Genomic DNA, 23,317 nt, shown 5'->3' on the forward strand with positions numbered 1-23,317 from the left:
TTTGCCTTTGGATAGACTCTGGCGCTCAACCACACCACCAGAGGACACACCATGGGCAAGCGCATTGCATTCATCGGCGGCGGCAATATGGCCAGCGCCATCATCGGCGGGCTGGTCCGCCAGGGCTTTGCGGCCAGCGATATCGACGTGGTGGAGCCCTGGGCCGAGGCGCGCACACGCCTGCAGGCCGACTTTCGCATTGCCGCGCAGGCTGAGGCCAGCGCCTTTCTGGCCAGTGCCGACCTCATCGTCTGGGCCGTGAAGCCACAAACTTTCAAGGACGCGGCCGCTGCAGTGGCCACGCACAACACCAGCGCCCTGCACCTGAGCGTGGCGGCCGGCATCCCCAGCAGCAGCATTGCTACCTGGCTGGGCAGTGAACGCATCATCCGCACCATGCCCAACACGCCTGCGCTCATCGGCAAGGGCATCACCGCGCTCTATGCCCGCCCCGCCGTCACGCAGGCCGACAAAGACTGGGCCAACGAGGTGATTGCCACCACCGGCGCCACCGTGTGGCTGACAGCCGAGGCCCAGTTGGACGCGGTGACCGCCATCAGCGGCTCGGGCCCGGCCTATATGTTCTATTTCATGGAGGCCATGACCGAGGCCGGCGCCCAGATGGGCCTGGAACGCGAGCAGGCCTACCAGCTGGCCGTGGCCACCTTCATCGGTGCGGGCGAACTGGCCCGTGCGTCCACAGAGCCACCCGAGAGCCTGCGCGCCAAGGTCACCTCCAAAGGCGGCACCACCTATGCGGCCATCACATCCATGGACGAGAGCGGTGTGAAAGCCCTGTTTGCCAAAGCCCTGTTTGCCGCCCAGAAGCGCGCGGGCGAACTGGGCCAGGAATTCGGCGGGGCCTGAACATGGCCATCGACATCTCCAAGGAAGCGCGCAAGCAGGCCATCACCTCCATCGAGCGCTACTTCCGCGAAAACATGGACGAGCCCATCGGCAACCTGGCCGCGGGCGCGCTGCTGGGTTTTTTCCTCGAGGAGGTGGGGCCACTGGTCTACAACCAGGCCGTGACCGATGTGCAAGACCGGCTGCAGGCCCGTGTGATGGAGGTGGACCTGGAAGTGCACGAGGACGAGTTCCAGTACTGGCGCAAGTTCGACAAGAAACGCTGAGACGCCACCGAACACCGGCTGATCCAGCGCATGGCTGATGGCACGATGCATCTGACCGGCTTAGTACAAAATAAGCCACCAGCCCCCGTATCCATTGCGCGAGCAGCTCCTATTTTTGTAGCACCTGCCAAAACCCCGGTGCGCTGTAGCGTTCCTTGATGAAGTCGATCCACAGCCGCACGCGCAGCGGCAGGTGTTTGCGTTGGGGGAAGACGGCGTAGATGCCGTTGGGCGGTGCGGCATAGTCTTCCAGCACGGCAACCAGCTGGCCGGCGGCGATTTCGGCCTCCACCTCCCAGGTGCTGCGCCAGGCAATGCCCAGGCCTTGCAGGCACCAGTCGTGCAGCACCTGGCCGTCGCTGCAGTCCAGCGGGCCGGCGGGTTTGAGGTAGACCACCTCGCCCTCTTTGCCGTCCTTGGCCCCTGCGGGCAGCTTGAAGCCCCAGCCCCGGGTCTGCGAGGCATCGCTGGACAGCGTCAGGCAGTGGAACTTGGCCAGGTCCGCCGGCGTTTGCGGCGTGCCGTGGCGCTTCAGGTACGCCGGCGTGGCCACGCACAGGCGGCGGTTGTCGGCCATGCGCACGCTCACCAGCGACGAGTCGGGCATGTCCCCCACGCGCACCGCACAGTCAAAGCCCTCACCCGCAATGTCCACCACGCGGTCCGACAGGTTCAGCGATACGGTGACCTCGGGGTGCAGCGCGCGGAACTTGGGCACCAAGGGCGCCACATGGCGGCGGCCAAAACCGGCCGGTGCGGTGATGCGCAGGTGGCCACTGGCCTTCACACCGCCGGCGCTCACGCTGGCCTCGGCATTGGCCACGTCGGCAATGATGCGCTGGCAGTCTTCCAGAAACGCACTGCCCTCGTGCGTGAGCGTGATGCGCCGCGTGGTGCGCAGCAAAAGCTTCACGCCCAGGCGTTCTTCCAGCCCGTCCAGGCGGCGCCCCATGATGGCCGGAGCCACGCCTTCGGCATTGGCCGCAGCGGTCAGGCTACCGCGTGTGGCGACGGATACAAAAGATTCGAGTTGCTTGAGCTTGTCCATGGGGTTGTACCGGTATGGGTGAGTGCATACAGGTCACTGCAGACTCAGGAAGTGGGCTTGGTCAAACCGCTTCCGAATGGGTTTCAGCAGGTGCAACAACAGTTTGACGCGGCAGCAGCACCCTGAAAGTCGCGCCTTTGCCTGGTTCGCTTTTGACTTCGATGCGCCCACCATGCCGACTGACAATGCCATAGGCAATGGAGAGGCCCAGCCCCGTCCCCGTGCCAACGGGCTTGGTCGTGAAGAAGGGGTCAAAGATGCGGTCCAGATTCTCAGGGGGGATGCCACCGCCTGTGTCCTGCACGTCTACCCAGATATGGGTGCTGTCGTAACCTGTGCGCAGGGTGACAACGCCGCGCCCCTCGATCGCCTGCCCTGCATTGATCAGCAGGTTCATGAACACCTGGTTGATTTGCGAGGGAATGCATTCAATTTCGGGAATCGCACCGTATTCCTTCTGCACTTCCACCTTGTCCTTGAGCGCGCTCCACACCACGTTCAGCGTGCTGTCGAGGCCAGCTTCCAGATTGGCCCATTGCTTGTCAGTCGCGTCGACATGGGAAAAATTCCGCAGATCCTGCACGATGCGTTTGACCCGCTGCAATCCGCTCATCGACTCGGCCAACAAGCTGCTCATGTCCTCGCGCAGATAGACGATATCGATCTGCTGCTTCAGGTCGCGCATGGCCTTCTGTGTCGCGGGGCTCATTTCCTTCTCGCTCTGCTCATAAGCAGCCAAGGTCTTGAAAAGGTCCTCGACATAGCCCTGCAAAGTGCCCAGATTCGAGTTCACAAAGGCCACAGGGTTGTTGATTTCATGCGCGACGCCTGCAGCCAACTGGCCAATGGACGCCAGTTTTTCCGATTGCAGCAATTGGCTATGGGCTTGTGCCAGCTTGCGGATAAGTTCTTCCTGCCGGGTTTTCTCGACCAGCAGTGCCGCGTTGGCCAACGCCAGTTGCCGACGGTCTTCCTGGAATTGCTCAACGGCTCGCGCCATGGCACCAATCTCATCCTGGCCCCGCACCGGAACCACAAAACTGCCCTCTCCAATCTCTGTTTTGCGCAAGCTTTCGCTGACCAGCTCCAGGCGTGCCAGCACATGCTTGCCCAGAAAGCTCTGGGCAACCGCCCATGCCAGCAGCAAACTGGCAGACAACAGGACTGTGACCCAGCGCTGGTTCTTTTGAGAGGTTTCTGCCAGGGCGAGCATGGCCTCCCGGTATTCCTGGGTCACGCGATCCGATTGCGCTTGGGTCGTTTCCACCATCTGTCCGGCCTGTTCGCGCAGTTCGGTATGAAACTGCTGTTCAGACTCAGCGTTGTTGGGAGACGAGGCCCCGGCGGCTTTGAGTGCGCCTTCCCGCAACTGCCCGACGATGTTGACGGTGTTGCGAAACAGCTGGCTGGACTGATGCAGATCAAGCACGCCGATATCGTCGTCAGTGGCGGCCAGACGGTCTATCGTGTGGTCAAACGACTCCAGATGTTTAAGGATGTCTGCGTAGCTGTCGCGCATGTCCGCCACGGATACAGCCGTGGCCAACTGATAGGCCTCGCGTTCAATCAGCAGGGTGCTCCGGACCAAGTTTTGCGCATCCTGCATCTGCCCCAAGCGTTTTTCAACCAACAGCCGGGTGGCATTGGTATTGACATGCAAGGCATACACAGCGGTCACACCGCCCGCGAGAACCAGAGTGGCCAGTGCCGCGACGGCCAATATGAATTGGCTGCGCAAAGACTTGGGTAGCGACAAACCCATATTCAGCTGTACATGTCCACGCGTGTTTTCACCGTTTCCAGATGCGGCGGTAAACGGCACGGTAGCCATTGTCCGGATCGTACTGGCGCTGGGCACCACCGTCGAAAGCGATGTTGTCGGACGTCACCAAATGCACCGGAACAATGTAGCCACTGACAGGTTGGTGAGCCAACAGGCGGTTCAACTCATCGACCAACTGCCAGCCATGGAGGTTGAGCGGCTCGGACACTGTGCCCGTCTGGAATGTTCCGGCCCGAATGCGCAAGAACGCAGCCGCGCTGCCATCGCCAGCGGAAAGCATGTTGATGCTTTTGCTCGACTTGCCGGCATGGGTGAGTTCGGGCGCGGCATAGTCAAAATAAATGTCGTTGATGGCCAGGGCATGGGTCCACTGTGCGCCGTGTCGGCTCAGCAAATCTTGTGTCGCCGCAGGCATCAGCTCGGCACTTCTGGAAATGGGCATGTCCTTGATTTCCAGCAAACGGCAGCCCTTGCAAGCCCGAATAATGTCCGCCATGGCGTTGGACTTGGCCATGGCAATTTCAAAATTGCTGTCTGTGAACACGACCACACCCGCTCGCCCCTCAGATGCAACAACGGCCGCCATCGCGGTAATGCGCGCCACATCCAGGGGATTGGTGGACACATTCATGGCTATGGGGCTACCGGCGATCGGGCCGGCATTGGGGCCGACATGCCAGCCCACCATGGGTATCTTGCGTTCTTCAAAGGGTCCCAATTGGGCCTGGACCTCTTTCACATCGACCCCGACCAGAATGACCCCATCGGGCTTCAAGGCCAATGCTGCGGCAATTGCGCCAGCGCGTCCGGCAGGTGTGCCGCCGGCGTCGTAGATTTTGGTTTTCCAGCCAATCGTCTTTGCCGCTTCCTGAATACCTTTGCCGACCCCCAGAATGCCGCCGTTGCGCAGGTCCTCGCTAATGATCGCGATGGTGGCGCCGGGCTGTGCCGCAGGGCCTGATTCAGGCCCGTTCCACGGCGCGCCATGCTTGCTGGCATTGGCAACAGCCTGCCGCATGGCATCCAGACTGAGCTCAGCAGGGGCCGCCGGGCGGGGCGATTGTGCATGCACGAGATGCACCCCCACAAAACAGAAACCTACCACCAAACACATCCGTCTAAGGTATGACATGTGGAATCTCCAGAGTTGCAGTCACTTTATACATGCTAACGGCCAAAATCACTATACGCCGCTACGGTTTTCATAGCACGACGCCTTCCGCATGCAGTGCAGTCACCTCGCCCGCGGAATAGCCCAGGCTTTGCAGTAGCGCATCGGTGTGCTCACCCAGTTTGGGCGGGTCCAGCCGCAGGCCCAGGCGTTCACCGTCCAAGGTGATGGGCAGCAGCGGCACCTGGGTCTGGCGGCCGTCGGGCAGCTCCATGGGCGCCAGGCCACCGGTTTGCTGCAGGTGCGGATCGTCAAACAGATGCTGTGGATCAGTGATGGGCGCAAACGGCAGGCCCACTTTTTCGAAGCGCGCTGACAGCTCCGCCCGGTTGAACTGGGCCAGGCGCTGGCGCAGTTCGGGAATCAACCAGCTGCGGGCCAGCACGCGGTCGTTGTTGGTGGTGACGCGCGGGTCGGCAAACAGGTCGGCGTAGGCAAAGGCTTCGCAAAAGGTCTTCCACTGCCCGTCGCCCACTACGGCCAGGAAGATCTGTTCGTTGTCTTTGACGCTGAACACGTCGTAAATGCCCCAGGGCGAGATGCGCTCGGGCATGGGTGCGGCGGCCTTGCCGGTCACGGCGAACTGCATCATGTGCTGGGCTACGAGGAAGATGTTGTTCTCGAACAGCGCGCTTTGCACCTCCTGGCCCTTGCCGGTCTGCTGGCGCTGCATGAGCGCAGCCATGGCGCCGATGGCACCGAACATGCCACCCATGATGTCGTTCACACTGCTGCCCGCGCGCAGCGGGTCACCCGGGCGCCCGGTCATGTACGCCAGGCCGCCCATCATCTGCACCACCTCGTCCAGCGCGGTGCGGTGGTCATAGGGGCCGGGCAAGAAGCCCTTGTGGCTCACATAGATGAGGCGTTCGTCCAGCTTGCTGAGAGACGCGTAGTCCAGCCCCAGCTTCTGCATAGTCTCGGTCTTGAAGTTCTCGCTGACGATGTCGGCGGTGGCAATGAGCTTGAGGACGATCTCTCGCCCTTTGGGGCTTTTCAGGTCCACCGCAATGCTCTTCTTGTTGCGGTTGAACAGCGGGTAAAAGCCCGCGCCACTACCCAACAGCTTGCGCGTGCTGTCACCGGCCAGCGGTTCTACCTTAATGACCTCGGCGCCCAGGTCACCCAGCGTCATGCCGCAGGTCGGGCCCATCACCATGTGAGTGAACTCGACCACGCGGATGCCGGCCAGCGGCAGGGCTTTGGTTTCGCTCATGGACACTTACACCGTGTAGTCCAGCACCACCACGTCGTCCAGCGTGGGCTTCAAAATCTCCACAAACGCCAGGTGGTCCGGATGCGGCAGATAGACCGCACGGCCCGCGTCGTCGGCAAAGGTGAGGTTGAAGCAGTGGGTGAAGCCCTTGGCCAGGCCTTCGGGGCTGTTGTTGGTGCCCCATTCCAGGCTTTGCACGGCACTGATCTTGCTGCGCAAATCGACAAATCCTGCTTCGATCTTCTGGATCTCAGGTGCGGTCACAGTGGCTTTGAACTTCAGCAGAACCAGGTGGCGGATAGACATGAAATACCCTTGGTTTTGTCACAAATAGATTGATATTCTTCCATATAGTGGCTCGCAAAGGATGGAATACAGTAGCCCACTAGCCTCAGGCCTATAGCGCCGGCAACCCATTTCTCTTTTTCTCGAAAGGCATCGCCCATGTCCAACGCAAACACCACGCCCCGCACCACAGTGCACCGCCTGCAGGTGGCCACCAGCCTGCATACCTTCATCGAAGAGAAAGTGCTGCCCGGCACCGGCATTGCACCCGAAGCGTTTTGGAAAGGCTTTGACGCCATCGTGGCCGACCTGGCACCCAAGAACATCGCCCTGCTGGCCGAGCGCGACCGCTTGCAGACCGAGCTGGACACGTGGCACAAGGCCCACCCCGGCCCCATCACCGATATGCCTGCCTACAAAGCCTTCCTGGAAAAGATTGGCTACCTGGTGCCCACGTCCAAGAAAGTGAAGATCAGCACCAAAAATGTCGACGCCGAGCTGGCTGCGCAAGCCGGCCCGCAGCTGGTGGTGCCGGTGCTGAACGCGCGCTATGCCCTCAACGCTGCCAATGCGCGCTGGGGCAGCCTGTACGACGCGCTGTATGGCACCGATGTGATCAGCGAAGACAAGGGCCAGGAAAAGGTTGGCCCCAAGGGCTACAATCCCAAGCGCGGCAAGAAGGTTATCGAATACGCACGCCATGTGCTGGACCGCACCACACCGCTGAAGAAGGGCTCACACGTGGGCTCCACCGGCTACGCCATCAAGGGCGGCGATCTGGTCGTGACATTGAAGGACGGCAGCACAAGCAAGCTGGCTGACAAGGCCCAATTCATCGGCTTCCAAGGCGCGGCCAAAGACCCATCTTCCGTGCTGCTGCAACACAACGGCCTGCACCTGGACATCATCATCAACCGCAGCACGCCCATCGGCAAAAGCGACGCGGCGGGTGTGAGCGATCTGGTGCTGGAAGCGGCACTCTCCACCATCCTGGACCTGGAAGACTCCGTGGCCGTGGTGGATGCTGAAGACAAGGTGCTGGCCTATGGCAACTGGCTGGGCATTCTGCAAGGCACGCTGGTGGAAAGCTTTGAGAAGGGCGGCAAGACGCTGACCCGCGGCCTGAACGCTGACCGCGTGTACACCGCGCCCGATGGCAAGAAGGACGTGAAGCTGCACGGCCGCAGCCTCATGTTTGTGCGCAACGTGGGCCACCTGATGACCAACCCGGCCATCACCTATACCGCGGCCGATGGCGCAACGCACGAAATCCCCGAAGGCATCATGGATGCCGTGGTCACCACCACCATCGCCCTGCATGACCTGAAGAAAACCAAGAAGGACGCCATCCGCAACTCGCGCAAGGGCTCGGTCTACATCGTCAAACCCAAGATGCACGGCCCCGCCGAAGTCGCGTTTGCGGCCGAGCTGTTCACCCGCGTGGAGAAGATGCTGGGCCTGGCCGACAGCACGGTCAAGCTGGGCATCATGGACGAAGAGCGCCGCACCAGCGTGAACCTGAAGGCCTGTATTGCCGCCGCGCAAAGCCGCGTGGCCTTCATCAACACTGGCTTCCTGGACCGCACGGGCGACGAGATGCACACCAGCATGCACGCCGGCCCCATGGTGCGCAAGGCGGACATGAAAGCCAGCGCCTGGATCCACGCCTATGAGAAAAACAACGTGCTGGTGGGCCTGAGCTGCGGCCTGCGCGGCAAGGCCCAAATCGGCAAGGGCATGTGGGCCATGCCCGACCTGATGAAGGCGATGATGGAGCAAAAGATTGCCCACCCCAAGGCCGGCGCCAACACCGCCTGGGTGCCCAGCCCCACCGGCGCCACACTGCACGCCCTGCACTACCACCAGCTGCTGGTGAGCGATGTGCAAAAGGACATCGAAGCCACCCACGCCAAGCGCAATGCCAAGCAGGAGCACGACGCCCTGCTCGCTGGCCTGCTGCACATCCCCGTGACCGCCACCCCCAACTGGACCGCGGCCGAGAAGCAACAAGAGCTGGACAACAACGCCCAGGGCATTCTGGGCTACGTGGTGCGCTGGGTGGACCAGGGCGTGGGCTGCTCCAAGGTGCCCGACATCCACAACGTGGGCCTGATGGAAGACCGCGCCACGCTGCGCATCAGCAGCCAGCACATGGCCAACTGGTTGCATCACGGCGTGGTCACCAAGGCCCAAATCACCGAAACGTTTGAACGCATGGCCGCCGTGGTGGACAAGCAAAACGCGGGTGACAAGCTGTACCAGAAGATGGCCGGCAACTTCACCACATCGTCTGCCTACAAAGCGGCGACGGAGCTGGTGTTCAAGGGGCTGGAGCAGCCCAGCGGCTACACCGAACCGCTGCTGCATGCCTGGCGCCTGAAGGTGAAGGCGACAGCTTAAGCCGCCGAGGACGAGCAACTTACTATCAATTTAGGAGCTGCTCGCGCGCATTCCATGGGCGCGAAGTGCCAATTTGGCATTGAATCTCCAGTCAAAAACGGCACCTTCGGGTGCCGTTTTCTTTGCAAGTGCCAGCTCGATCAAATGGTTGCCAGCACATGGCGAACTGGTTGCACCACGGCGTGGTCACCAAGACCCAAGTAGAAGAAACCTTCCAGCGCATGGCTGCCAAGGTGAACAAGCAAAACGCCGGCGACAAGCTCTATACCCCCATGGTGGGCAACTTCAAGGGCGCGGCCTAACGACCTGGTGTACCGATGTGCCAAGCAGTACAGCGAGCCCAGCAGTGACAAGCATGGTGCCAAAGCAGACGAACTCACCCTCAGTCCACTGGAGCTGATCGACCGCATTGCGGCCCTGGTGCCGCCACCGCGTACGCACCGACATCGCTACTTTGGGGTGTTGGCACCGAATTCGCCGTTCAGGGCGGCGGTGACGGCGCTGGTACAGGTCGCAGTGGTGCAACCGGCGCAGGTGCGGGCCGAGCCATCCAGCACGGGGGAGTGCGCGCCTGGTGTGGTGCCGATGGGCAGCGCGCTACCCACCCAGAGCGAGCCGATGCTGCCCAAGCGCCCGGCCCACTATCTGTGGGCGGTGCTGATTGCCCGCATTTACGAGGTGTTCCCGCTCTTGTGCCCCATCCGTGGTGGGCAGATGCGCATCATCGCGTTCATCACACATAGCGCCGATATCCGGCACATCCTGGACCACATCGGGGCAGATTCCGAGTCGCCCCGCATCGCCTCGGCGCGCGGGCCGCCACTTTGGGATGACTGTGGTGATGCGCCAGGTGAAGGGATGCAAATCGAGCCGGATTCGGATTTGGTAGCGCAACCCGCACCGGATTACGAGGTCGATCAGCGCATCAGTTGGTAAGGAAGGAAACCGGCACATCCCATGGGCTGCTGGGAGAGGCTGTGTACGCGGCGGCTGCACAGCCGACCACAGCCGACTCGCTCGGGGCGCCCTCGCTTCTTGGCCGCTGTGAGCGCTCAATCTGCAGATTTCAACGGGGTCAGATCGCCCAAAATACCTGCCATACTTGGCCTCATGCTGTTGAATTTCCTATCCGTTGCTGGCCTCGCGCGGATTCTCGAACAGAACCGGTTTGCCATTCATCAGCATTTCGCCGGAGGTCGGCTTGTGCACGCCGGACAGCAGCCGGATCAAGGTGGATTTTCCGGCGCCGTTGTCGCCCAGCAGGCACAGCACCTCGCCGGCACACACCTCCAGAGAAATATCGTGCAAGACGTCGATGGGACCGAAGGACTTATGGACGCCTTTCAGTTGCAGCAGAGGGGTGGTCATTTGCCGGCCTTTCTTTTCGCGCTGGGTGCGGAGTGGGTCAATGCCATGGTATGGAAGGTGTTGTTAAGGAGCACGGCCGCCAACAGGAGCACACCAATGATCAGGCTGGCCCAGTTGGCGTCAAAGCCGGTGTAGTAGATGCCTTGGTTGACGATGGCAAAGGTGACCGTGCCCAGCGCGATGCCCAGCACCGACCCATAGCCCCCCGTGAGGAAGACGCCACCGATGACCACCGCAATGATGGAGTTGAAGATGAAGGATTGCCCAGCGGAGACCTGGGCACTGTTGTAGAGGATGGCCTGGCACATGCCCACAAAAGCCGCGCAGAAGCCACTGGCCATGTAGAGCGCGTGTTGAGCTTGTCGGTCGGAATATCGGCATTGCGGGCGCTGACCTTGTCGCCGCCGAGCGCCAGTATCCAGTTGCCGTATTTGGAGTAGCTCAGGATGTAGCTGACCAAGGCGATGGCGGCCACCCACCACAGCAGGATGACTTCAAATTTGCCGTCAATGAAGTCGCCAAAAACCATTTTGTAAATTGGACCGCTTTCCAGGGCCACGCTGGTGCTGCCTGCCAGGATCACCGACAAGTCCAGCGTCAGGCCCGCCACCGCAAACAAGGTGGCCAGCGTCACCACGAAGGAAGGCAGATCGGTGCGGATGATCAGGTAGCCGTTGAGAAAGCCGATGGCCAGGCCCAGGCCGCGGGGATGGTCAAAAAGTCATCGGCCCAACAGGTCACTTCTGGATGGAAATCAGCAGTAAGTGTTTCCCCAAGACAGGATTGACCTGACCGCTACTCACGCAAGCATGCGCACAGGGCGTTAACCAACGCGATGCCGGCAAGTGCAAGGTGCTCCGGAAAATCTGCATAGGAGAAAAGGCCCAAATGCGACATGGCGTTGGTCGAAAAAGCGGGTGACGGTGACACGGTGATGCGTACAAATTTCGTCATCGCAGTTGGCAACACCTTGCCGTAATCCGCCGATCTGCCATCCAAACCAATGTCGATGTCAAACAGGACATCGATCGGTGCAGGGAAGTCACTCTTCAAATACTTCTTTTCACTAAGCACGATGGTGGGTCTGCACAAGCGACGCAAGAGCGTTTCAAGATGCATGGCGATGGGCTTGTCGTCATGGGACCGTGCCAGCAGACCGATCAGGCTTGCGCTCCGGCCCCAGCGGACGGCTTGTTGAAAGGAGGTCGTCGTCACCACATCTTTGAGGGCCAGGGCGCCGGTCGACGCAAGCTCCAGCTCCCACAAGGCCGCGTGCATATGCAGTGTCCGGTCATGGACGGGCAACTCGCGTTTTGGTGCTTCACCTGGGACAGCCGCTGGCAGAAACGCCAGCTTGAAGTCATGGAAGCCCACGTAGCCATATCGTTTGGCAAAGCGCACCACGGTGGAGGGAATGTTGCCGGTTTGATCGGCCAACTCCAGAATGCGCATGTGATGCAAAGCATGCACATTCCTCACACAGAAGTCTGCCAGGTTGCGCATCTTGGGGCTCAAGCGCCGCTGGTCCTCATGGATTGCATTCAGGAGTGCCTGGCCCTGTTTGCGCTCCTTGGCAGCACCTTCTGAAAGACCTTGCGAGCCCCTCCGCAATTTCGATGGGTAAGAGCCATCTGTACTGTATCCTTCATGGGATGCACCCGGTTGCATACCGAGATATCCCTGTTTATTTGTCAGCGCATGCATATGAAATCAAAAGCCCTTACGGAAACATCCAAGCCGGTACGCGAGCCGCTAGGCAAAAAGGTCACGGCCAAAGACGTTGCGGAACGCGCGGGCGTATCCAAATGGACGGTGTCGCGAGCCTTTACCGATGGCGCTTCGATTGCTCCGGACGTCAGGGAAAAAGTTTTGAAGATGGCTTCCGAGATGGGCTACACGCCCAATCTGCTGGCCCGCAGCCTCTCGACGCGAAGCACGCAACTGATTGCCCTGGTGGTGGATGAACTCGGCAATCCGAACCAGTTGCGGACTCTGGATGTGACCACCCGCCAGTTGCAGGCCAAGGGCTACAGCACCTTGTTGCTCAATATCAGTCCCGAATACAGTCCCGCCACCGCGCTGCGCTTGGCCGACCAATTTCAGGTCGACGGCATTATCTTTCTGGGCACCACGCTCAAACACGAGCTGATCCAGTTCGCTCAGCAGGTCAAGCACATTCCACTGGTCGTCATTCTTCGCAACAGTGGCGAGGCCGACATTCCTTACGTAAGTACGGACGGTTATGCCGCCGGCGCCGAGATTGCGGATCTGTTTCTTGCGCAGGGGTACAGCCGGATTGGCTACATGGCCGGTCCGCTGTCGGAGCGGACCGAACTGCGGCGCTTGGAAGGATTTCGCGATCGGTTGAAAGAAAGAGGAATTGACCCGGCGACCGTGATGGAAGCGGCCCATTACCGGCGTGAAGAAGGAATGCAGGCCTTGCTTCGCTACATGGAGGCCACACCCAGGGCCGGCCGCCTGGAAGCGATCTTCTGCGAAAACGACATCCTGGCAATTGGCGCGATGGACGCTTTGGTTCTTAGCAACGCGCAAAATAAGATTGCCATCGTTGGCTTTGATGACATTGAACTGGCCAACGCGCCGAGCTACCAACTGACGACGTTTCGCCAGCCCATCGAATATCTGGTGGGGGAGGCTATTCTCCGCATCGTCGACCCGGAAATGGTCGGCCGCCCGTCTCTGATGGCCCCCGGTACGCTGGTGATTCGTGCATCGCATCGCCGCACCCCTTGGTAGATTTGTAAAGAGATGCAGCGTTAATCAGCAAGCTCAGGCTGCGACAGGACGTCCGTCCTTGAGTTGCACTGTCCGGCCCGTTTTCCAGGACAGCGTTGCTGCCTCTGCCACGGCCAGGGCATTTACGCCGTCTTGCAGAGTAACGGGATAGTTGGAGCCCGCTTCCACTGCGTCGACGAAGGCACGCCACTCTGCCTCATAGGCTTTCATGTAGCGTTCGAGGAAGAAGTATTCAGGCTTGGCGCTGAGTGCGCCTGCGGTTGTGATCTTGGCCACCGTGTTTTCCAGCACATTCCCAGCGGACAGCAGCCCGGTAGCACCCAGTAGCTCTACCCGTTGGTCGTAGCCATACACAGCTCGGCGGCTATTCTTGATGACTGCAATACGGCCATCTGCAAAATGCAGCGTGATGACAGCGGTGTCCACGTCCCCTGCGGCGCCAATGGCGGGATCCACGATGCTGGATCCGATGGCGGTCACCGATGCGGGCGCACCACCAAAAATCCAGCACGCCATATCGAAATCATGGATGGCCATATCCCGAAACAGCCCGCCGGAAACGTTGATATAGCTTACGGGCGGAGGAGATGGGTCAAACGATGTCACCGACAGCAACTCGCCTTTGCCAATTTCACCGGCATCAAAAGCGCGTTTGAGTGCCGCAAAGTTAGGGTCAAAGCGGCGGTTAAAGCCAATCATGACCGGACGGCCCGCCTTGGCAGCAAGGGCCTGGCAGGCCAGCGCACGCTCCAGATTCAGGTCTACCGGCTTTTCGCACAGCACGGCTTTGCCCGCCGCAACAGCCGCTTCGATGAATCCGGAATGGGTGTCGGTGGACGTTGCAATCAGAACGGCATCGATGCTGCTGTCCGCAAGAATTTCTTGCGAAGATTTGGCAGTGGCACCGCAAGTTGCAGCCAGTTGGCGTGCCGCTTCTTCATTGACATCCGATACGGCAACCAACTGGCTGCGCGAATCGGCAACGATGCTCTTGGCGTGAACCTTGCCGATACGACCGGCGCCAAGCAGACCAACTTTAATCATGGGTAACTCCTGAAAATGACTGTGTTGAAGGGAAATAGAAGCGTTAAGGGTGTGGACTACAACGTGAAGGCCGACTTGAATGCCTGCAGAGCCGCTTCCGGATCACCGGAGGCAAAAGCCTCCATGCCGACGGGGCCGCGGTAGCCCATGGCGAACAGTGCGCGGGCAACGCCGGCGTAGTTGATTTCGCCGGTACCGGGCTCCATGCGACCAGGTACATCCGCCACTTGCACCTCGCCAATCCAGGGCAGGCAGCTGCGGCACAGTTCGATCAAGTTGCCTTCGCCGATTTGCGCGTGGTACAGATCCAGATTGAGGCGCAGGCGTGGATGGTTCACGGCTGAGACCAATGCCAGTGTGTCCTCTGCCCGCCCGAAGGGAACACCGGGGTGGTCCACTGGCAGATTGAGGTTCTCCAGCGTGAAGGTAACGCCTTCCTCATCCGCCATATCGGCAATGCGGGCCAGGGTGTCGCGGGCCTTCAGCCACATGGAGCCAGTGATGGCTTCGCAGGGAGTGACGGGCAAACCGCCCTCGCCCAAGCCTGTGCCGTGCAGGTTCAGCCGTGCCACGCCCAAGCGCTTGCCGACCTGCGCAGTTTCGCGTGCCGTGCGCAGCAGTTCAGCCGCCCCCTCATCGTCCGTAAGACGCCCGCGCAGATAGCCATTCATGATGGAGAAGGTCGCGCCCGATTTCTCCAGCATGACCAGATCATGGTCGGGCCAGTTCCACAGGCCCACCTGGAAGCCCAGCTCGGTGAGGCGTTTGACACGCCACTCCATGGGTTTGTCGCGCCAGAGCATTTCGGCGCAGGCTGCAAGTTGAAAAGCTTGATTCATAAGTTTTGATTCCACTACGCGACCATCGTTGACCCTGGTGGCTTGGGTTGTATTTCTCTTGTTGATCTATCAGACGGTGCCGCCCAGTGAGCCTTCCAGCGTGGCAAGTTCCTGCCCGCCCGCCATCAGGTCCTGTAGCTGCTCGGCCGTGAGGTCTCCGCGTGCAGCCGTGCCCAGGGTCGTACCCCGATTCAGCACAGTGAAACGGTTGCCCACGGCCATGGCGTGACGCACGTTATGGGTGATGAAGATGACGCCCACACCCAGCTTGCGCACCCGATCAATCGTGGCTAGCACGTTGGCGGTCTGGCGTACCCCCAATGCAGAGGTCGGCTCGTCCAATATCAGAACCTTGGCACCAAAGTAGACCGCGCGGGCAATCGCCACGCATTGACGCTCGCCACCGGACAAGGTGCCGACCGCCTGGTCGGGTTCTCGCAGACGTATGCCCATACGCTGCATTTCGGCCATGGTGACCTCGTTGGCGCGCTTGACGTCGAAGCACTTGAATGGTCCCCAGCCTTTGGTCGGCTCACGTCCCATGAAGAAGTTGCGGGTGACGGACATCAACGGAATCATGGCCAAGTCTTGGAACACAGTGGCAATGCCTGCATTCATGGCTTCACGTGGACTCCGCAGCACGACCTCGCTTCCGTTGACCAGCATGGTTCCACGCGAGGGCGCATGCACGCCAGACATGGTCTTGATGAAAGTGGACTTGCCCGCACCGTTGTCTCCCAGCAGACAGTGGCATTCCCCCGCGTTGACACTGAAGGAAACGCCTGAAAGCGCAATTACGTTGCCGAAATGCTTTTCTATGCCCCGCATTTCAACCAAAGGATGTTGTGTATTTGTCATTTCAACGCTCCCCGGTCACGCGCTTGCGGATGATGTTGTTGAATAGCACAGCCACCAGCAGCATCGCGCCAAGAAACACCAGGTACCAGTCCTGGTCAATGCGGGTGTAGGTCAGGCCGATCATGACCATGCCGAAGATGATGGAGCCCAGGAAGGCGCCCACTGCAGAGCCGTATCCGCCGGTCAACAAGCAGCCGCCAATTACCGCTGCGATGATGGCTTCAAACTCTTTCTGAAATCCACGCCGGGCATCCGTGGACCCGCTGTCCAACACCGTGATGATGGCGACCAAGCCTGCACATAGTGCCGCCAGTACAAACAATCCAATCTTGACATTGCGCACGGGTACACCGGAGTTTTTGGCAGCGATGGGATCACCACCTGAAGCGAATATCCAATTACCCAGAGGTGTGCGCAACAGCACCCAGGTTGCCAGTGCCGTGAGCGCCACGAACCAAACAATTTCCACCGGGATGCCTGTAATCATGGCTTCGCCATTCGGAAATTTGGGGATCAGGCCATGCTTACCCATGGTCGTGAATACACCTTCAAAGGCCTTGCCGCTAAAGAACCCAAGCAAGGCACTGCCCTCAACTGCTTCGGTCACGCCGCGCAGTTGGGTAGAACCACCGGTTGCCCATTTCAGGCCCACCAGACTCAATCCCCGCAAGATGAAAAGCGAAGCCAGTGTCACGATGAAGCTGGGTAAGGCCGTGCTCAGGACAATCCATGCATTCAAGGCGCCGATTGAACCGGCTACCAGCAAAGTCAGCAGAACGGCCACGATCAGCGGAAGCTGGAAGACCACGATAGCAGCCGAGAAGACCAAGCCGCCAAAGGCAATCATCGATCCGATGGACAGGTCAAATTCGCCGCCAATCATCAGCAAGGCGGCACCCAGGGCCAGAATTCCGAGCTGGGCTGCTGGGGTCAGGAAGTTGACCAGGCCAGCGAGGTTAAACATCACCGCATCGGCGGTGGCCATGAAGAACACTGTTACCAGAATCAGGCCGGCCACGGCGCCAAGTTCGGGGCGCCTCATAAGTTGCGAAAAGATAGACGTGTGCTTTAGGCGGTCGTCGGTCTTCTTTAAAGCTGGGGAGTTCATATAGCCTTCAGGGAAGAGATGGACTTCGGGACCCAGAGAACTGCTGCTGCAGCGCCTCTGGGTCTCACGGGGTCTAAGGCTTAGCGAATGCCCTTGGCGGAGAGATCAATCACCTGTGCAGCCTTTTCAGACGTAATCAGGTTGGGGCCGGACGGCACGTTGCCGCCGGGAATCAGTCCAAATTTGGCGTGCAGAGCCAGGAAGCTCACCGGCAGATAGCCCTGCAGGAACTGTTGTTGGTCGATTGCGAAAGCAGCTTCCTTGGCCGCAATCGCCTTCAGGAAACCCGCTGACAAGTCAAAGGTTGCGACATTGATTTTGGCCAGACGTCCAGATTCTTTGGCTGCTGCCAGCGCAGGCTCACCCGCGGTGGATGCGCCCAAGGCCATGATGGTGTCAATCGATGTATCAGAATCCAATGCTGCCTTGACCTTTGAGCGCACTTCGGTGGGGTCATTGCCGGTGGGAACCACCTTGGACTTGCCGCCAAAGCCGTCCGCAAAGCCCTTGCAACGGAGATCTAGCGAAACATTGCCGACTTCCTGGTTTACGCAGATGCCATTTTTGCCGCCCATGGCCTTGAGTTTTTCACCGGCTGACTTGCCTGCGTCGTATTCAGACTGCCCAATGTGCAGCACAGCACCCAGCTTCTTGGAGGACTCCAGACCCGAGTTGATGGTGATGACGGGGATGCCGGCTTTCACTGCGCGTTGAATGGCTGGGCCAAGCGCGGACGCGTCAGGCAGGGAAACCACGAGTCCATCGGGTTTCTGGTTCACGGCTGCATCGATCAGCCGGCTCATGGCAACCATGTCAAAGCTCTCGGGTGCACGGTAGGTAACCTTGACGCCAGAGTCCTTGGCCGCGGCTTCGACTCCGTTCTTGACGACAGACCAGAAGGCGTCGTTGGCTTGACCGTGGGTAACCACAGCAATGTTTTGCGCATAAGCAGCACCAAAAGCCAATGCCGCGATGGCAACAGCGGACTTAACGATCTTGCGTGTGAATTTCATGTTTGCTCCTAAAAGTTTTTAGCGAATGAAGGACTCTCGACCCCAACCACCGGCGGTTTGGGCCACTCCCGGATGGAAGTCAGGGCACTTCTTCTGGACTGACCGATGCACCTCAGCAACATTTGCAACCGAGTGCAAGAATGATACGAATTTTGGTGAAATTTTTTCCGGGTAATTACCCTTATAGAATAAAAATTCTATTTTATTGAGGTGCAAAGAATAACTTTCGAGCCACGTCGCGAGGCTCGGGCCAGCTTCTTTAGCACTGCCATATGTTTGAATTCATGACAGAAATTGCGGCGAAAAATGGCAAACGTCTCTACGGCAACGTAGCATCACGCAGCAATTTCTCCATACTTTTTCGTTTTGCAAGGAACCCGGTTTTCATTTGAAAATGATTTCCTTTAAATGAGCAACCGGTTGCACAAAAGATAAATAAAATTCAAAATTTTTGGAAAGCATTGGGTTTGAGTTGCGCGGCAAGCACGCCGTGGTGATCGGTCGCAGCAATATCGTCGGCAAGCCCATGGCGCTGATGCCGCTGCAAAAAATGCCACCGTCACCATCTGCCACAGCGCCACAGCCGACCTGAAAGCCATGACCCTGCAGGCCGACGTGATCGCCGCCGCCGTCGGCAAACGCCATGTGCTGACCGCCGACATGGTCAAACCCGGCGCCGTGGTGCTGGACGTAGGCATGAACCGCGACGACCAGGGCAAGCTCTGCGGCGATGTCGATTACGCGGGTATCCGCCAGGTAGCCGCTTACATTACCCCGTGCCCGGTGGAGTGGGCCCCATGACGATTGCCATGCTCCTGGTCAATGCGATGGAAGCCGCTGAAAAGAGCAATGGCCCCATCAGGCACCGCAACAGTCCACCGCATCTTAGAACCCGTTCGCAATCTTTGGGTCCGGTGGCGCCCGACCCGCTGTACCGGGTACTGGCCGACGCCATGGCATAGCGGCTACAACGGGCTGTCGATGCGGATCCAGATGGTCTTCAGCTCGGTGTATTTGTCGAAGGCATGCAGCGACTTGTCGCGCCCGATGCCGCTTTGCTTGACGCCGCCAAAGGGTACGGTGATGTCGTCCTCGTCATACTGGTTGACGTACACCGTGCCAGCTTTCAGCGCGCGCGCCACGCCGTGGGCCTTGTTGATGTCACGGGTCCACACCGCAGCCTGCAGGCCATAGATGCTGTCGTTGGCCATGCGCACCGCCTCCGCGGCTTCGGTGAACGACAGCACCGGGCCAAAGATTTCTTCCTGGGCAATGTGCATGCGGTTGGTGACGCCGTCAAACACCGTCGGTTCTACATAAAAACCACCTGTATCGCCCATTACCTGTGCGCCACCTGCTATCAATTTTGCGCCTTCTTGCTGGCCCAGGGCGATATAGCGCAGCACCGTTTCCATCTGCGTCCGGTCGACCAGCGCGCCCATGATGGTGGCCGGGTCCAGCGGGTTGGCCGGGGCGTAGCGCGGCACCAGGGCCAGGGCTTTTTCCAGAAACCGGTCTTTGATGGAGGCCTCGACCAACAGGCGCGAGGGGGCATTGCAGCTTTCGCCCTGGTTGAAAAACACGCTGCCCACCGCCGCCTCGACCGCCCGGTCCAGGTCGGGGCAATCGGCGAACACGATATTGGGCGACTTGCCGCTCAGCTCAGTCCAGGCGCGCTTCAGGTTGCTTTGTCCGGCCATCACGTGGATGTGCTTGCCGACCTTGGTCGAACCGGTGAAGGCGATGCAGTCCACATCCATGTGCAATGCCAGTGCCTCGCCGGCCTCGGGGCCAAAACCCGGCACGACATTGAACACACCGGGGGGAATGCCGGCTTCCAGGGCCAGCTCTGCCAGGCGCAAGGCGGTCAGCGGCGACTTCTCGCTGGGCTTGAGCACCACAAAATTGCCGGCCGCCAAGGCCGGTGCGATCTTCCACGCGGCCATGATCATCGGGTAGTTCCAGGGCACGATCACGCCCACCACACCGATCGGCTCACGGGTGATCAGCGCCAGCGAATTCTTGCCGGTAGGGGCGATTTCGTCGTACACCTTGTCCACCGCCTCGCCGTACCAGCGGATGCAATTGGCTGCGCTATTGACGTCCACCGCGCGCGCATAGCGCACCGGTTTGCCCATGTCCAGGGTTTCCATCAGGGCCAGCGCGTCGGCGTGCGCAAGAAACCTTTGCCCGCATGGCCACCGTGGTGGACAAGCAGAACGCGGGCGACAAGCTGTACCAGAAGATGGCCGACAACTTCACCACGTCGTCTGCCTACAAAGCGGCGACGGAGCTGGTGTTCAAGGGGCTGGAGCAGCCCAGCGGCTACACCGAACCGCTGCTGCATGCCTGGCGCCTTAGGGTCAAGGCGGCAGCCTGATCGACAGTGCCTGCAAGCCGCTACTTATTTGGTAGCTGCTTACGCATATCCCAAGCGGGCTACAGGCCAATTTGGTACTTAATTAAGCCTCGATCTGCATCGCCGGCCGCGCCTGTACAAGGCCCAGCCATCGCTGCACGTTGGCATGGTCGGCCACCGGAGCGCCGACATAGGCGCTGTAGCCCATCACCGAGCCCACCAGCAGGTCCACCAGCGAATACGTATCGCCCAGCATCCAGGGCTGGCGCGCCAGCCTGGCATCGAGCAGGGCCAGCAGTGCATTCAGTTCGGTCCGGGCCGCGTCGGCATGGGCGCTGCTGCGCAGTGCCTCATCAAGCGCGGTGCAGGTCGCGCGGTGCAGCCGCGTCAGCACCGCGCCATAGCTGACATAGGCCCAGGCGCACCACGAGAGGGCTTGCAGGCGCTCGGGCGAGCCGGCTGTCGGCCACAGCCCGCGCTCGACCCCAAAGGTCTCGCCCAGCCACAGCTGGATGGCCAGCGCCTCAAACATCGGCGCGCCGTCGACCGTCAGCGTAGGCACCTTGCCATTGGGGTTCAGGGCCAGGAAGTCCGGGCGGTGTTGCTCGCCAGCCCGGATATCGATCTTGACCTTCTCATGCGGCAGGCCCAGCTCGGCCAGCGCACAGGCGACGGGGGTGGCACTGGACATGGGGTGCCAGTACAGCTGGACACGGGGTACCGGTACAAAACGATTGAAAACGATGGACATCGTGTGTTCTCCTTGTTGATGCATCGACACAGCGCCGATGAGGAAACCACTGTAAAAACCATTGCGGACAGATTCGGCCCTCAATCGTGGCTATAGTGGCCCGATGTTGAGTGCTTCCTCGCGACTGCTGCGGCTGCTTTCCTTGCTGCAGGCCCGACGCCATTGGGCCGGGCCCGAGCTGGCCGAGCGCCTGGCCGTGCATCCGCGCACCCTGCGGCGCGATATCGACCGGCTGCGCACGCTGGGCTATCCGGTTGCGGCCAGCAGCGGCGTCGCGGGCGGTTATGCCTTGCGGCCGGGCCAGGCCCTGCCGCCGCTGCTGCTGGACGACGAGGAGGCGCTGGCGGTGACCATCGCCCTGCGCACCGCCGCCTCCGGCCGGGTGGGCGGCATCGAGGAGCCCGCGCTGCAGGCCATGGTCAAGCTCGAACAGTTGATGCCGCTGCGCTTGCGCCAGCGCGCCGATGCGCTGCGCTCGGCCGTGCACGCGCTCGATGCGGTCGGGCCCAGCGTGGATGCCAGCCTGTTGACCGATCTGGCCGGTGCCTGCCGCGACCAGCTGGGTCTGGAATTCGACTATGTGGATGCAAAAGGCGGGCCTAGCCGGCGGACGGTCGAGCCGCAAGGCGTGGTCCACACCGGCAGCCGCTGGTATCTGGTGGCCTGGGACAGGGCGCGCTGCAACTGGCGCACCTTCCGCATCGACCGCATTGCCGGCGCAGCAGCGGTCGGCGGGCATTTTGCGCCGCGTATCGGCCCCGAGGGCGGCGATCTGCGTGCCTTTGTTGCACGCTCCGTGGTACTTGGGCCCCATGCCGAGCAGGCCAGGGTGATCCTGCACGCACCGCTGGCCCAAATGGCCGCCCGCATTCCGGCCACAGCCGCGCAGCTGGAGGCAGTCGACGGCGATGCGCAGCGCTGCCTGCTGCAATGCGGCACCCACGCGCTCGATTCGCTGGTCTACTGGCTGCTGGTGCTGGATGTCGAGTTCGAGGTGCTCGAGCCGCCGGCCTTGCGGGAACGGCTGGCACTGGCAGCTCAGCGGATCACGCGCAGCTCGGCCAGGGGCTGACGCGGCGGCCGCCGTGATGTAGCAACTGAACGGTGGTTACACCAGGCCGCTGCTGCATGCATGGCACCTGAAGGTGAAGTCGGCGTAACGTGTCAGGCTGCGGACATGTGGCGCACGGCGCGGATGTCGTCCGGGCCGGTGCGGCAGCAGCCACCGATCATGCGGGCACCCTTGGCTTGCCAGCGCGCGGCCTGCTCTGCGTATGCAGCAGCCTCGTCGCAGGCACCACTCCAAACCTTGCCTTCGGCGTCGTAGTGTTCACCAGAGTTGGGGTAGGCCAGCACTGGTTTGGTGGTGTGGGCTTTGGCCTGTTCCACGAGGCTGGCTACGTACTCGGGTGCGGTGCAATTCACTCCAATGGCGATGATGTGCGGGTAGGCCTCCAGCGCGGCCACGCAATCTGCCAGGCGCTCGCCTTGAACATTGTGCGTGCCATCTTTGCAAGAGAAGCTGATCCAGGCCGCGATGCTGCCCTGCTCGGTCAACACATCGGCAATTGCCAGGGCCTCGTCCAGGCAAGGAATAGTCTCGCAAGCCAACAGGTCGGCGCCCGAAGTGGCCAGCACCTGCAGGCGCTCGCGGTGGAAGTCTGCCAGCGCAGTGCGCCCCAGGCCGTAGTGGCCGCGGTACTCCGAGCCGTCGGCCAACATGGCGCCATACGGCCCCACCGATGCTGCCACCAGCGGGCGCAAGCGCCCCACACGGTTGGCGGGTTCGGCCCAAAAGGCATCACGCGCCTCGCAGGCCAGGGTGACGGAGAGGCGCATCAAATCGGCGGCCTGTGTATGGCTCATGCCACGGCGGGTAAAGGCTTCAAACGTGGCTTGGTAGCTGGCCGTAGTGGCGACGTCCGCACCGGCGGCAAAGTAGTCGGCGTGCACTGCGCGAATGAGGTCGGGCTGCTCGATCAACAGCTTGGCAGACCATAGCGCGTCGTTCAGGTTGGCGCCGCGGCGCTCCAGTTCGGTGGCGAGTGCACCGTCCAGCACCATCAGGCGGTCGTTCGTCAGGAAGCTTTCAATAGGGTTCAGCATACTTTGCATTGTTCAAAAACTGGCATCCAGAGTAGCCAAAATCCATGCGCAGTGGCGGCAAACTCGTACCTCTGTTTG

The 23,317-nt window shown here is 60.7% G+C and carries 20 protein-coding genes and 5 pseudogenes; 9 read left to right on the forward strand and 16 right to left on the reverse strand.

Annotation, left to right across the window (positions count from 1 at the left end; all coding sequences use genetic code 11):
* The first annotated feature begins 51 nt into the window (after window positions 1–51).
* Entirely contained in the window at window positions 52–867 is an 816-nt protein-coding gene (gene proC / locus J2X15_RS07435; RefSeq protein ID WP_310340966.1) for a pyrroline-5-carboxylate reductase, read from the forward strand.
* A 2-nt stretch (window positions 868–869) separates the two neighbouring features.
* On the forward strand, window positions 870–1,133 hold the full coding sequence (locus J2X15_RS07440; RefSeq protein ID WP_310340967.1) for a DUF2164 domain-containing protein: 264 nt from the start codon (window positions 870–872) through the stop codon (window positions 1,131–1,133).
* A 109-nt stretch (window positions 1,134–1,242) separates the two neighbouring features.
* Here the strand turns inward: J2X15_RS07440 and J2X15_RS07445 are convergent, their stop codons facing one another.
* The 5 genes from J2X15_RS07445 to J2X15_RS07465 form a co-directional block, all read right to left on the reverse strand.
* Window positions 1,243–2,181, reverse strand: coding sequence for a LysR family transcriptional regulator (locus tag J2X15_RS07445; protein ID WP_310340968.1), 939 nt, complete (start codon window positions 2,179–2,181; stop codon window positions 1,243–1,245).
* Window positions 2,182–2,242: 61 nt separating this feature from the next.
* Entirely contained in the window at window positions 2,243–3,943 is a 1,701-nt protein-coding gene (locus tag J2X15_RS07450; protein ID WP_310340969.1) for an ATP-binding protein, read from the reverse strand.
* 28 nt (window positions 3,944–3,971) lie between these two features.
* On the reverse strand, window positions 3,972–5,078 hold the full coding sequence (locus J2X15_RS07455) for a substrate-binding domain-containing protein (protein WP_310341247.1): 1,107 nt from the start codon (window positions 5,076–5,078) through the stop codon (window positions 3,972–3,974).
* A gap of 88 nt (window positions 5,079–5,166) precedes the next feature.
* The gene (locus J2X15_RS07460; protein WP_310340971.1) at window positions 5,167–6,351 is read right to left on the reverse strand and encodes a CaiB/BaiF CoA transferase family protein; all 1,185 of its coding nucleotides are present in this window, start codon (window positions 6,349–6,351) and stop codon (window positions 5,167–5,169) included.
* A 6-nt stretch (window positions 6,352–6,357) separates the two neighbouring features.
* Complete coding sequence (locus tag J2X15_RS07465) at window positions 6,358–6,657, reverse strand: Dabb family protein (protein ID WP_310340973.1); 300 nt, start codon at window positions 6,655–6,657, stop codon at window positions 6,358–6,360.
* Window positions 6,658–6,795: 138 nt separating this feature from the next.
* On the opposite strand from J2X15_RS07465, the gene J2X15_RS07470 reads away from it, so the two are divergent.
* From J2X15_RS07470 to J2X15_RS07480, 3 genes and pseudogenes are all read left to right on the forward strand, one after another.
* Window positions 6,796–9,036: a malate synthase G gene (locus J2X15_RS07470; RefSeq protein ID WP_310340974.1), complete on the forward strand. Its 2,241-nt coding sequence runs from the start codon at window positions 6,796–6,798 to the stop codon at window positions 9,034–9,036.
* Window positions 9,037–9,194: 158 nt separating this feature from the next.
* The gene (locus J2X15_RS07475; RefSeq protein WP_310340977.1) at window positions 9,195–9,338 is read left to right on the forward strand and encodes a hypothetical protein; all 144 of its coding nucleotides are present in this window, start codon (window positions 9,195–9,197) and stop codon (window positions 9,336–9,338) included.
* Window positions 9,325–9,972: pseudogene (locus J2X15_RS07480) on the forward strand (transposase); the annotation flags it as partial. The gene J2X15_RS07475 and the pseudogene J2X15_RS07480, both read left to right, overlap by 14 nt.
* Before the next feature lie 189 nt (window positions 9,973–10,161).
* On the opposite strand, the gene J2X15_RS07485 reads toward J2X15_RS07480, so the two are convergent.
* The 3 genes and pseudogenes from J2X15_RS07485 to J2X15_RS07495 all read right to left on the reverse strand — a co-directional run bounded on the left by J2X15_RS07485 (window position 10,162) and on the right by J2X15_RS07495 (window position 12,108).
* On the reverse strand, window positions 10,162–10,404 hold the full coding sequence (locus J2X15_RS07485; RefSeq protein WP_310340979.1) for an ATP-binding cassette domain-containing protein: 243 nt from the start codon (window positions 10,402–10,404) through the stop codon (window positions 10,162–10,164).
* Window positions 10,401–11,104, reverse strand: a pseudogene (locus J2X15_RS07490) (ABC transporter permease). The gene J2X15_RS07485 and the pseudogene J2X15_RS07490 overlap by 4 nt, the downstream one beginning before the upstream one ends.
* Window positions 11,105–11,199: 95 nt before the next feature.
* Complete coding sequence (locus J2X15_RS07495; protein ID WP_310340984.1) at window positions 11,200–12,108, reverse strand: MurR/RpiR family transcriptional regulator; 909 nt, start codon at window positions 12,106–12,108, stop codon at window positions 11,200–11,202.
* Between J2X15_RS07495 and J2X15_RS07500 the strand changes: the two genes are divergently transcribed.
* Window positions 12,109–13,161, forward strand: a complete 1,053-nt coding sequence (locus tag J2X15_RS07500; RefSeq protein WP_310340986.1) for a LacI family DNA-binding transcriptional regulator — start codon at window positions 12,109–12,111, stop codon at window positions 13,159–13,161.
* Between the two features lie 33 nt (window positions 13,162–13,194).
* On the opposite strand, the gene iolG is transcribed toward J2X15_RS07500, so the two are convergent.
* From iolG to J2X15_RS07525, 5 genes are all read right to left on the reverse strand, one after another.
* The gene (iolG, locus tag J2X15_RS07505) at window positions 13,195–14,205 is read right to left on the reverse strand and encodes an inositol 2-dehydrogenase (RefSeq protein WP_310340989.1); all 1,011 of its coding nucleotides are present in this window, start codon (window positions 14,203–14,205) and stop codon (window positions 13,195–13,197) included.
* 56 nt (window positions 14,206–14,261) lie between these two features.
* Complete coding sequence (locus tag J2X15_RS07510; RefSeq protein ID WP_310340992.1) at window positions 14,262–15,044, reverse strand: TIM barrel protein; 783 nt, start codon at window positions 15,042–15,044, stop codon at window positions 14,262–14,264.
* A gap of 69 nt (window positions 15,045–15,113) precedes the next feature.
* On the reverse strand, window positions 15,114–15,902 hold the full coding sequence (locus J2X15_RS07515) for an ATP-binding cassette domain-containing protein (RefSeq protein WP_310340994.1): 789 nt from the start codon (window positions 15,900–15,902) through the stop codon (window positions 15,114–15,116).
* A 1-nt stretch (window position 15,903) separates the two neighbouring features.
* A complete protein-coding gene (locus J2X15_RS07520) occupies window positions 15,904–16,944 on the reverse strand; it encodes an ABC transporter permease (RefSeq protein WP_310340996.1) in 1,041 nt (346 codons plus the stop codon).
* 146 nt (window positions 16,945–17,090) lie between these two features.
* Window positions 17,091–18,023 (reverse strand): sugar ABC transporter substrate-binding protein, encoded by a 933-nt coding sequence (locus J2X15_RS07525; protein ID WP_310340997.1) that lies wholly within the window; start codon window positions 18,021–18,023, stop codon window positions 17,091–17,093.
* A gap of 445 nt (window positions 18,024–18,468) precedes the next feature.
* On the opposite strand from J2X15_RS07525, the pseudogene J2X15_RS07530 reads away from it, so the two are divergent.
* A pseudogene (locus J2X15_RS07530) lies at window positions 18,469–18,985 on the forward strand (hypothetical protein); the annotation flags it as partial.
* Window positions 18,986–18,988: 3 nt separating this feature from the next.
* Here J2X15_RS07530 and J2X15_RS07535 read toward each other — a convergent pair.
* Window positions 18,989–20,194: pseudogene (locus tag J2X15_RS07535) on the reverse strand (aldehyde dehydrogenase); the annotation flags it as partial.
* A 5-nt stretch (window positions 20,195–20,199) separates the two neighbouring features.
* Between J2X15_RS07535 and J2X15_RS07540 the strand changes: the two are divergent.
* Window positions 20,200–20,403 (forward strand): annotated as a pseudogene (locus J2X15_RS07540) (hypothetical protein); the annotation flags it as partial.
* An 82-nt stretch (window positions 20,404–20,485) separates the two neighbouring features.
* Here J2X15_RS07540 and J2X15_RS07545 read toward each other — a convergent pair.
* Window positions 20,486–21,133: a glutathione S-transferase family protein gene (locus J2X15_RS07545; RefSeq protein ID WP_310341000.1), complete on the reverse strand. Its 648-nt coding sequence runs from the start codon at window positions 21,131–21,133 to the stop codon at window positions 20,486–20,488.
* A gap of 103 nt (window positions 21,134–21,236) precedes the next feature.
* Between J2X15_RS07545 and J2X15_RS07550 the strand changes: the two genes are divergently transcribed.
* Window positions 21,237–22,205 carry a helix-turn-helix transcriptional regulator gene (locus J2X15_RS07550; RefSeq protein WP_310341002.1) on the forward strand — a complete coding sequence of 323 codons (969 nt, stop codon included), beginning with the start codon at window positions 21,237–21,239 and terminating at the stop codon, window positions 22,203–22,205.
* Window positions 22,206–22,297: 92 nt separating this feature from the next.
* On the opposite strand, the gene mmuM is transcribed toward J2X15_RS07550, so the two are convergent.
* On the reverse strand, window positions 22,298–23,239 hold the full coding sequence (mmuM, locus tag J2X15_RS07555) for a homocysteine S-methyltransferase (protein ID WP_310341005.1): 942 nt from the start codon (window positions 23,237–23,239) through the stop codon (window positions 22,298–22,300).
* Between the last annotated feature and the right edge of the window lie 78 nt (window positions 23,240–23,317).

This window comes from Rhodoferax saidenbachensis (genome assembly GCF_031457975.1).
Lineage (GTDB): Bacteria > Pseudomonadota > Gammaproteobacteria > Burkholderiales > Burkholderiaceae_C > Allorhodoferax > Allorhodoferax saidenbachensis_A.

What these genes read in the sequence shown, in the direction of transcription:
- proC (WP_310340966.1), top strand. Translation starts at nt 52, where the DNA reads ATGGGCAAGCGCATTGCATTCATCGGCGGCGGCAATATGGCCAGCGCC.
- J2X15_RS07440 (WP_310340967.1), top strand. Translation starts at nt 870, where the DNA reads ATGGCCATCGACATCTCCAAGGAAGCGCGCAAGCAGGCCATCACCTCC.
- J2X15_RS07445 (WP_310340968.1), bottom strand. Translation starts at nt 2,181, where the DNA reads ATGGACAAGCTCAAGCAACTCGAATCTTTTGTATCCGTCGCCACACGC.
- J2X15_RS07450 (WP_310340969.1), bottom strand. Translation starts at nt 3,943, where the DNA reads ATGGGTTTGTCGCTACCCAAGTCTTTGCGCAGCCAATTCATATTGGCC.
- J2X15_RS07455 (WP_310341247.1), bottom strand. Translation starts at nt 5,078, where the DNA reads ATGTGTTTGGTGGTAGGTTTCTGTTTTGTGGGGGTGCATCTCGTGCAT.
- J2X15_RS07460 (WP_310340971.1), bottom strand. Translation starts at nt 6,351, where the DNA reads ATGAGCGAAACCAAAGCCCTGCCGCTGGCCGGCATCCGCGTGGTCGAG.
- J2X15_RS07465 (WP_310340973.1), bottom strand. Translation starts at nt 6,657, where the DNA reads ATGTCTATCCGCCACCTGGTTCTGCTGAAGTTCAAAGCCACTGTGACC.
- J2X15_RS07470 (WP_310340974.1), top strand. Translation starts at nt 6,796, where the DNA reads ATGTCCAACGCAAACACCACGCCCCGCACCACAGTGCACCGCCTGCAG.
- J2X15_RS07475 (WP_310340977.1), top strand. Translation starts at nt 9,195, where the DNA reads ATGGCGAACTGGTTGCACCACGGCGTGGTCACCAAGACCCAAGTAGAA.
- J2X15_RS07485 (WP_310340979.1), bottom strand. Translation starts at nt 10,404, where the DNA reads ATGACCACCCCTCTGCTGCAACTGAAAGGCGTCCATAAGTCCTTCGGT.
- J2X15_RS07495 (WP_310340984.1), bottom strand. Translation starts at nt 12,108, where the DNA reads ATGCATGCGCTGACAAATAAACAGGGATATCTCGGTATGCAACCGGGT.
- J2X15_RS07500 (WP_310340986.1), top strand. Translation starts at nt 12,109, where the DNA reads ATGAAATCAAAAGCCCTTACGGAAACATCCAAGCCGGTACGCGAGCCG.
- iolG (WP_310340989.1), bottom strand. Translation starts at nt 14,205, where the DNA reads ATGATTAAAGTTGGTCTGCTTGGCGCCGGTCGTATCGGCAAGGTTCAC.
- J2X15_RS07510 (WP_310340992.1), bottom strand. Translation starts at nt 15,044, where the DNA reads ATGAATCAAGCTTTTCAACTTGCAGCCTGCGCCGAAATGCTCTGGCGC.
- J2X15_RS07515 (WP_310340994.1), bottom strand. Translation starts at nt 15,902, where the DNA reads ATGACAAATACACAACATCCTTTGGTTGAAATGCGGGGCATAGAAAAG.
- J2X15_RS07520 (WP_310340996.1), bottom strand. Translation starts at nt 16,944, where the DNA reads ATGAGGCGCCCCGAACTTGGCGCCGTGGCCGGCCTGATTCTGGTAACA.
- J2X15_RS07525 (WP_310340997.1), bottom strand. Translation starts at nt 18,023, where the DNA reads ATGAAATTCACACGCAAGATCGTTAAGTCCGCTGTTGCCATCGCGGCA.
- J2X15_RS07545 (WP_310341000.1), bottom strand. Translation starts at nt 21,133, where the DNA reads ATGTCCATCGTTTTCAATCGTTTTGTACCGGTACCCCGTGTCCAGCTG.
- J2X15_RS07550 (WP_310341002.1), top strand. Translation starts at nt 21,237, where the DNA reads ATGTTGAGTGCTTCCTCGCGACTGCTGCGGCTGCTTTCCTTGCTGCAG.
- mmuM (WP_310341005.1), bottom strand. Translation starts at nt 23,239, where the DNA reads ATGCTGAACCCTATTGAAAGCTTCCTGACGAACGACCGCCTGATGGTG.